The organism is Candidatus Kuenenbacteria bacterium, assembly GCA_012797775.1.
In the GTDB taxonomy this organism is placed as follows: domain Bacteria; phylum Patescibacteriota; class Patescibacteriia; order UBA2196; family GWA2-42-15; genus JAAZMX01.
In genome coordinates this window covers 63,293-72,300 of the sequence record JAAZOM010000029.1, presented here as the reverse complement: position 1 = coordinate 72,300, position 9,008 = coordinate 63,293, and the positions used below count along the sequence as shown (strand labels likewise).

Below are 9,008 nucleotides of genomic sequence, written 5' to 3'. Positions count from 1 at the left end.
GTTAGACGAAATTTTTTGGAGGCAAATTTGTGAAGTATGGTGAAAAAATTTTCTTTAATATTTTGAGGCTATTTCAAGAACCATTATGAGGGATATTAAGTTTTCACAGAATTTTGTTAAGAACAAGGAATTAGTAGAATCTCTAATCAAAGGATCAAGTATTTCTACGAATGATTTAGTTTTTGATATTGGTGCAGGAACTGGCGAAATTACCGACACTCTCCGCAAGTACAGTAAGGAAGTTATTGCAATAGAGAAGGACATAAAATTGTACAATGACTTGCGAAAAAGATTTGAATTGGCTTCGAACGTCCGAATAGTAAACCAAGATATTCTGAATTATAACTTTCCTGCTGATAAAAACTACAAAATTTTTTCCAATATACCGTTTAATTATACTGCTGACATTATCCGTCAATTGAGCGACCAAAAGCGACTATCTGAAGATATTTATCTTTTCGTTCAAAAACAAGTTGCCTTAAAATATCTTGGTGAGCCTGCTGAATCAATAAAGTCGCTTTTTATCAAAACTCATTTCACACCATTTATTGCGCATCATTTTAAACGCAATGATTTTAAGCCGTCTCCACGAGTAGAAGTGGTTTTATTCCGTCTTAGGCGTTTAGATAAGTTTTTAATAGACGATAAAGATTTATTTGAATGGAAAAATTTTGTAGTTTATGGTTTCAGCCAATTCAAATCTACACTAAAAGAAAGTTTTGCTAAAGTTTTCACAAATAAACAGTTTCGAAGGCTCGCAAAAGATTTAAAGTTCAATTTGCATGTTAAACCTACCCAATTATCTATTGATCAGTGGGTGTCATTGTACAATTTTTTTAGAAATAATATTGAAGTTCGAAAAAAATATTTGATTAGAGATTCTTACATGCAGTTATTAAAACAACAAAATTCTTTACAGAAGATTCATAGGACTAGGACTGATAAAGATTGGCGGGATAAATAGCCTCAAAATATCAATATGAAAAAAGAAAATTTTTATGACGTTTGGGTGGAAATTTGCCTCCAAAAAGCATCGTCTAACACGGCATATCTGGCTACACAAAAAGGACTCAAATATTTTTTAAAGGAATGTCCTTTTTGTTTCGCCCATATTTTCGCCTCTGCTCGGTGGTCAATAGAAAGTCTTCCGAAATGAAAAAGAACCTGCTAATATTTAAGTATAGATTAACAAATTCGGCGAAAACATCAGATATGCCGAAACGTTATCGGAAATAATTTAATAATTTTCTACCAAACTATGAAAATTTTACTAATAATAATCGTCATAACCCTTGGAATTTTATTTTATTTTTTTAAGGATAAAATTTCTATTTTTCTTCAACAAGAAGAGAAAGTTTTACCATTCAGAAGAAAAGACTTTTTATTAAACATACCAGAAAGACAATTTTTTGAAGGCTTACAACAAATTATTCCTGCTGAATATATTGTTTTCCCACAAATTGTATTGAGCAATATTATCCAAGTTACTTCTTCAAAAAAAGAGTTTTGGACTTACCAAAATAAGATAAATAGAAAAACAATTGATTTTGTTATCTTTGAAAAACAATATATAAAACCAATAATTGCTATTGAATATGATGGAAAGACACACAATAGAAGCGATAGACAAGAAAGAGATGATTTTGTAAATATGGCTTTAGAATCAGCAGGAATAAAAAGTCTTCATATTAGACACCAGAAAAATATAAATTTTGAAGAAATAAAAAATAAAATAAACGAATTACTGACACCGACCGAAAATTATTAAATTACATCCGATAACAAAGGATATGAGGTTCAATAAATTTGGCACAAAAAATAATTAAAGGAAGCCAAATTTCTTTCTTCCAAATTTACAAAAATTCAAAAATTGATTTTTAAAGGTATTTTTGTAAACTTCTCATATCCAGAAACGTTATATGAAATAGCCAGAAATTTCTTTATCATTTTTTAGATTTTTTTTGGCAATTTATTTCAGGTCGAACATAACTTGTGATAAAATATAAGTAATTTAACATTTAACTAAAAAATTATGAATGAACAAAATATGCCCCAAGAAAAAAATCCAGTAAGTATTTGGGTAATAGTTGGAGCCATTGTTATTACTGCGTTAGTCATTGGCGGTGTAGTTTACGCTTTACAATCTTCACGCCTAAAGTCGTCCGAGCAATCTTTTCAACAACAAATCACGCTATTACAAAACCAAATTGATCAACTCCAGCAAGCAAGTCAAAACCAAAATCAACAGGTAACGCAACCAACAACAAACCAAAATCAGAACAATCAACCTGTTGTTCCAAAAGAAATTGTTTACAGTAATTCGCAATATGGATTTAGTTTGACTTTTCCACAAACTTGGAAAGGTTATATCACTAAAACAGAAACGAGCAATTGGACAAAAGGTGTTTCTCCGGCGGGAGAGCTTATGGGAGATACGATGATTACAACTGTTTATTTTGGATTTCCCGCCCAATCAGACATATTTGGAATTTCCGTCTTTACTAAAGAACAATGGAATAAAATACAAGCATTTGATCTGCCCAATGTACCCAAAAAATCTCTGGATGAAAGTAGCCAATATGTCTTTGCAGAAGTATGGAGTCAAGCAACAGTTAATAATGAAATGTCAGCAAGACGACAAGAAATAACTTCAATAACAAAAACTTTTAAAGTTACTAAATAAATTGCCAAAAAAAAATAATAAGGAAAAGAAATTTCTGGCTACATCACATAACAGCGTGTATCTGGCTACGGAAAATTGGCGTTAATTAAATCCTTAAGGAGTGCCAATTTCCCTCCGCCCAAATTTTCATCCCTTAGTTTGATGAGGACTTGGGCGGAGTTTAAAACATAAAACGTTATCTGATAAACAAAATCCATCCCAATAAATCGGGATGAAAAGTTCAGATACACGCAAACGTTGTACGAAATACCAATAAATTCTTCTCTTTTTCAATAAAAATGAATTGGGGATTTACTCTTAAGAAATCACTATGACAAAATCACTTAATATAAAGTTTGAAAATGGCGTTCGCTTTTTAGTACAACATTTTCCACCTTCTGATGAAAATAGCAGAAAACCAGTTTTGTTTCACGACATCAGAGTTGGTGTATATCTATATAATCACGGTTACTCCGAAGATGCTGTCTTGGCTGGCTTGCTCCATGACGCCATTGAATGGTCTAACGCAACGGAAGACATGGTAAAAGATGAGTTCGGAGAAAAAGTATTGAAACTTGTTCTTGCTAATACGAAAGACGACACCATTGAAGATAAACATGAGAAAACCGCCGAACTCATCCAGCGCTGTGTAAAAAACGGACGGGATGCGCTTATCATAAAAACTGCCGATATTTTAGATTCTTTCAAGTGGTACGCCAGCCAAGACAGCATTGAACAACTCAAATACTGTATGCGAAACGCGAACGCCATTTTCAAGTACAAGGAAAGTGATTTTGTTGATCCGATATTTGATGAACTAAAGACGTGGAAAGAAAAGTTTGAGCATTTGAGCGAGTAAATCCCCAATTCATTTTGATGAAGAATTTATTGGTACATCGTACAACAGCCGATATGAGGTTCAAGAAAAAGTGCATTTTTAACTTTTAATGGAGGCACTTTTTCTCTCACCCAAATTTCGCACACAATTATTGAATTTTAATAAGGAGTGTGCGAAACTTCTCATATCGGCGAACGTTATGTGAAATGCATGTTTTACTTTTGGGCTATCGCCCAGCTCTAAAAAAGAATTTAAATTTTGTTTTTTTATTTATTAGAAAGGGGTATAAGGTGTTTTCTCCGCTCCGCTCCGAAAACGATTTATTTTTAAGGGGAATACGAATACAATAATAATGTTTAGCCAAATAACTATGACAGATAATAATTTACAAAAGAAAGTGGCGGAGCTTGAAGCTCAAATCAGAAAACTTAAGAAAAATAATCTTGGGTTGGTTTTTGAAGACAAAAAAGAAGATGTGGTTGAGCAGTCAAAAATTAAAGTACCTGTTTTAAAAGAGGTTCTCAAAAACCGCCTTAATTCTGATGATGCGTATCCGAACAATTTAATGATTGAGGGCGACAACTATCTTGCGCTCTCGGTCCTCAGTTACACACACAAAAAAAATATTGATCTTATTTATATTGATCCGCCATACAATACAGGCGCAAAAAACTGGAAATATAACAATGACTATGTAGACAAGGATGACGAATACCGACACAGTAAGTGGCTCTCGTTTATGCGTCATCGCCTTAATTTGGCAAAAAACCTGCTGAAAGATGATGGCGTACTGATTTGCGCGATTGACGATAACGAACAGGCTCATTTAGGTGTTTTGATTGAGCAGTTATTTCCAGCACACGAACAGCACGCTATAACGATCATACATAATCCAAAGGGCGTTCAAGGCACAAACTTTTCTTACACTCACGAATACGCAATTTTTGTTGCCCCAAAAAACAAGAAAGCTATCGGAGATCGCTCACTTACCGAAGAAGAGATTTATGTTTCAAACTTGCGAAACTGGGGTAATGAATCAGAGCGAACAGACGCAAAAAATTGTTTTTATCCAATTATCCTAAAAGGTGGAAAGATTATTGGTTTTGGTGATGTTGCGTCAAACGAATTTCATCCAAAATCGGCAAACGAAAAACAAAAAGACGGTAGTATTTATATTTGGCCGATTGACGAAAAAGGTGTCGAGCGAAAATGGCGATACGCACGACAAAGCGTTGAAGAAATAAAAGACATCCTCCAAATTAAAGAATCACGCGGTGGCATTGTTCAAATAATGATTGCGAAAGATTACGGCACTTATAAAACTGTTTGGACTGACAAAAAATACGACGCAAGTGAATACGGAACAAAACTTTTGCGTGAGATATTACCAAAGTGTGATTTTGACTTTCCTAAGTCACTCTATACTGTTTACGATTGTCTCTTTGCCGTTGTAGGATCGCGTCCAAATGCAAATGTTTTGGATTTTTTCGCTGGATCTGGGACAACTGGACACGCTGTTTTAGAAATGAACAAGATTGACGGTGGCAATCGTAAATTTATTCTTTGCACCAACAACGAAAACAACAACGGTGGAAACGGCGGAATTGCTGAATCAGTTTGCTATCCGCGTATTAAGGCAGTTATTAACGGCTACAAGAACAAAAAAAATGAGAGAGTCGCTGGTATTCCAAGTAATCTTTTTTATTACCAAACCGACCTCGTGGACATTGAGCAAATCCACAAAGTGCCGGACGAAGCGAAAATCCGCATAACCTACGAAGCAGGCGAAATGATCGGGGTGCGAGAAGATACGCTCAATGAAATTGAGAAAAATGATTGGTGGCAAATTTTTGAAGGTAATGGAAAATTAACCGCAATTTATTTTAAGGAAGACAAGACAAAGCTCGGCGAGTTAATAGCCAAATTGGAAAAGAAAAATTTACCGACGGCTTTATATATTTTCAGCTGGGGTAAAAACGAATACAAAGGCGAGTATTCGTCCGCGAATATCAGAGTCGAAGATATTCCAGAGCCGATTATTGAAGTTTACAAAGAAATTAACAGGATATAATTATGTTTGCTTTAAAACCATTTCAAGAAACAGCAATATCACAACTCAAAGATCAGTTTTTGAATTTGTGGAAATTGCCAAATCAAAATATACCGCTTGTTTTTAAATCGCCGACTGGAAGCGGTAAAACGATAATGTTGGCACAATTTTTGCGCGATATTGTCAGCGATCCCCGATTTCAGGGCAATGATGTAGCTTTTGTGTGGTTTTCTTTCAGCGAGGATTCTTACGAACAGAGCAAAAAGAAACTTTTTGATTATTATGGCGGAGCAAGTGAGCTTGATTTAATTGACTTAAACGACCTTTCGCGCGAGAAACTTCATCAAAATGATGTCTTTTTTATAAACTGGCAGAAAATAAAAGGCAAAAGCAAGGATAGTCGTAAATTACGCCGTGAAAATGAGCAAGGGTTGACTTTTGATAATTTTATCAACGAAACCCACGACGCAGGACGCAAAATTGTTGTAATTATTGATGAGGAACATATCGGAAGCGACACCGATCTTGCTATGGAAGTGGTGGATGGACTTATCAAACCAAAAATCACGCTTCGCGTGTCGGCTACGCCGAAATATATTCCTACTCGCGCCGAAACTGCGGGATATGTTGAAGCAAAGCGAAGTGATGTCGTTGAAGCAGGGTTAATCAAAGAAAAAATTGTTTTTCAGACAGAAGAAGATTTAAAACAGAAAGCCGTCAAAAAACTTGACCAAGACGAAATGCTTTTGGAATTAGCGTATTCCAAACGGAAAGAATTGATTGATTTGTACAAAAAGATCGGCGTTGAAGTTAATCCACTTGTTTTAATTCAACTTCCAAATGACGATCAAGCAAGCAAAGAAACGAGTGACACAACTAAACAGACGATTGTATTGGAGTATCTAAAACGCAAAGGTGTAAAAAACGATGAAATTGCCGTTTGGCTCTCCAAGGAAAAAGAAAATTTGGAAGATTTAGAAAAACACAACTCGCCTGTTTCGTTTCTCTTGTTCAAACAAGCCGTCGCGACTGGCTGGGATTGTCCGCGCGCGAGCGTGTTGGTGATGTTCCGCGAGATAAAGAATCCGACTTTTGCAATACAGACCGTCGGGCGTATTTTACGTATGCCATTTGGCACCCACTTTGCCAACCCCGAACTTAATCTTGGTTATCTTTACACTAACTATAAGCGCAACGAAGTTTTGGCGGAATACGCAAAATCCAAAACCGAAAACCGTCCCGCAATCAACGGCAGTTATCGCAAGAAAAATGTTGAACCGATCAAACTGGAATCCGTCTTTATGACACGTGCGGACTATAACGACTTGGGTGATTCATTCCAAAATACTTTCAAGCAAGTAGCGGATAAAAAACTGGATACAAAAAAGCTAAACCTAAAGCCCAAGGTTACAAACGGCTTAATTGTCGGTGTGGAAATTGACGATTATGACAATTTTACAAAGGAGCTTTTTGAAGAAGGCGGGAGTTATGATGAAGAAATGTCTCGCCATGATCTTGAACGATTATATAATCTATTGTGTTTCAAAATTGTCGCCAAACAAACCGACGAAAACCGTAAATTTGCGCCAGAACGTTCATGGGGCAAGCTCAAAACCGCACTCAATATTTATCTAATGGAGAAGTTAAAACTTTCACGCGCGGACGTTTACAAAGTTATTGTGAACGATTTAGTTGGTGAAGCTGGCGCACTCGCGCCAGTAATCGGTGATGCACTTTTAGCATATCGCCCTGTCCGTGAGCAAGAAGTAAATAAAAAAGCGGCACGCGCGAAGCGCGTGGAGCATATTGAAATACCGCGCGAAGCATTATTTTTTACCGATCAATACGAGGAATTGGCGGTCAAAAAATCAGCAATGGAACCTTTTTGGTTTGAAAAAACTCAAGCAGGGCTTTTCGGCGGAAACGATAATGAGAAAAACTTTATCAAGTTTCTCGAATCGCCTCAAAATAAAAGCGTAATTTGGTGGCATAAAAACGGCGACAATGGAAGTGAGCATTTTTCAATTTCCTACTATAACCCCGATGAGAACAAAGAAAAACTATTTTATCCTGACTGGATCATTAAGACTAAAAAGGGCGTTATAATTATTGATACAAAAGCTGGTATTACCGCCGAGAGTAACGATACAAAATATAAAGCGGAGGCCTTGCAAGCGTGGCTGAAAGGCAGAAAAGATTTTGACGGCGGTATAGCCGTCCAAGACGGCCCGAATGGCTGGAAAATTAACCGCAACGCAAAGTATTCTTTTGATTCATCAATGAAAGGGTGGGAAGTTTTTGATCTAAAATAAATATGAGCAATGATTTTAAAAATAACGATGAATACAACAAGATTTTTTTGTTCCACGAAACAATCGCAGATAGAATAATCTCGCGTGAAAGTGGGTGGCTTGAATTTAAAGAATCTTTCAACTGGAATTCAAAAGACAAATACGCAAAAAGCATGGTTGCTTTTGCAAACAATAAGGGCGGATATATTGTTTTCGGGATAAAAGATAAACCGCGTGATCTTGTTGGACTTCAAAGCAATAATTTTGAAGAGGTGGACGAAGCTAAAATTACCGCGTACCTAAACAGTGTCTTTGCCCCAGAAATAATTTTTGAAAAATTTGAAATAACCGTAAATACCAAAAAAATTGGATTATTGTATACGCAACAAGCAAAGACAAAACCGATTGTGTGTCTAAAAAATGATGGCGAATTAAAAGAGGCAGATATTTATTATCGCTACAATGCAAGAAGTGAAAGGATAAAATATCCGGAAATAATAGCGATGTTTGATTTTGTTAAAGAAGAGGAAAGAAAAGGCTGGCTGGAGCATTTTGAAAAAATATCAAAAATTGGTCCAACAAACGCGGCAATTATGGATACTATCGGCGGAGAAATAACTGGGAAAGGTGGAACGCTTGTCATAGATAAAAAACTGATTCCAAAATTAAAATTTATAAATCAGGGTAATTTTCAAGAAAAAGGAAAGCCAGTATTAAGACTTATTGGAGATGTCAAACCAGTTTCAATAGTTGCAGGAAAAAGTAAAAACGGTTTAGGCGTTCAAATAACAGATGATCCAAATGCGCCAGCCATGAGGCTTGAAGAGGAAGAAATTTTAAAGAAAAAATATCCGCTTGATTATCGCGGTTTAGTAAAAGAATTAAATAAACGATTTGGTGATTTTAAGACGAACGGTAAATTTCACAAACTTCGTAAAGAATTAATGAAAGACAAAAATTTGAGCAGAACACGCTATCTTGATCCTGATAATACAAAAAGTTCCAGAAAAGATTTTTATAGCCCGAATATTGTGAAAAAATTTGATAAATATTATACAAAAAAGAAATAGAGCGTTTTCGGTTGGGGCAATTCACCCCTTTATTTCCCCTCTTGCCCCTCCCTCAAACAAAATAAGGAGTTTTGGATTTTGGGCATTCACCCCTAAC

At 35.8% G+C, this 9,008-nt stretch carries 7 protein-coding genes; all 7 read left to right on the top strand.

What is annotated here, in order from left to right:
* The first annotated feature begins 85 nt into the window (after positions 1–85).
* The 7 genes from GYA54_04615 (at position 86) to GYA54_04585 (ending at position 8,911) form a co-directional block, all read left to right on the top strand.
* Complete coding sequence (locus tag GYA54_04615; GenBank protein NMC51967.1) at positions 86–964, top strand: hypothetical protein; 879 nt, start codon at positions 86–88, stop codon at positions 962–964.
* 294 nt (positions 965–1,258) lie between these two features.
* Positions 1,259–1,768, top strand: a complete 510-nt coding sequence (locus GYA54_04610; GenBank protein ID NMC51966.1) for a DUF2726 domain-containing protein — start codon at positions 1,259–1,261, stop codon at positions 1,766–1,768.
* A 264-nt stretch (positions 1,769–2,032) separates the two neighbouring features.
* A complete protein-coding gene (locus GYA54_04605; GenBank protein NMC51965.1) occupies positions 2,033–2,683 on the top strand; it encodes a hypothetical protein in 651 nt (216 codons plus the stop codon).
* 310 nt (positions 2,684–2,993) lie between these two features.
* The gene (locus GYA54_04600; GenBank protein ID NMC51964.1) at positions 2,994–3,521 is read left to right on the top strand and encodes an HD domain-containing protein; all 528 of its coding nucleotides are present in this window, start codon (positions 2,994–2,996) and stop codon (positions 3,519–3,521) included.
* A gap of 331 nt (positions 3,522–3,852) precedes the next feature.
* Complete coding sequence (locus GYA54_04595; protein ID NMC51963.1) at positions 3,853–5,571, top strand: site-specific DNA-methyltransferase; 1,719 nt, start codon at positions 3,853–3,855, stop codon at positions 5,569–5,571.
* A gap of 2 nt (positions 5,572–5,573) precedes the next feature.
* Positions 5,574–7,862 (top strand): DEAD/DEAH box helicase family protein, encoded by a 2,289-nt coding sequence (locus GYA54_04590; protein NMC51962.1) that lies wholly within the window; start codon positions 5,574–5,576, stop codon positions 7,860–7,862.
* Between the two features lie 2 nt (positions 7,863–7,864).
* Positions 7,865–8,911, top strand: coding sequence for an ATP-binding protein (locus tag GYA54_04585; GenBank protein ID NMC51961.1), 1,047 nt, complete (start codon positions 7,865–7,867; stop codon positions 8,909–8,911).
* Positions 8,912–9,008: the final 97 nt, after the last annotated feature.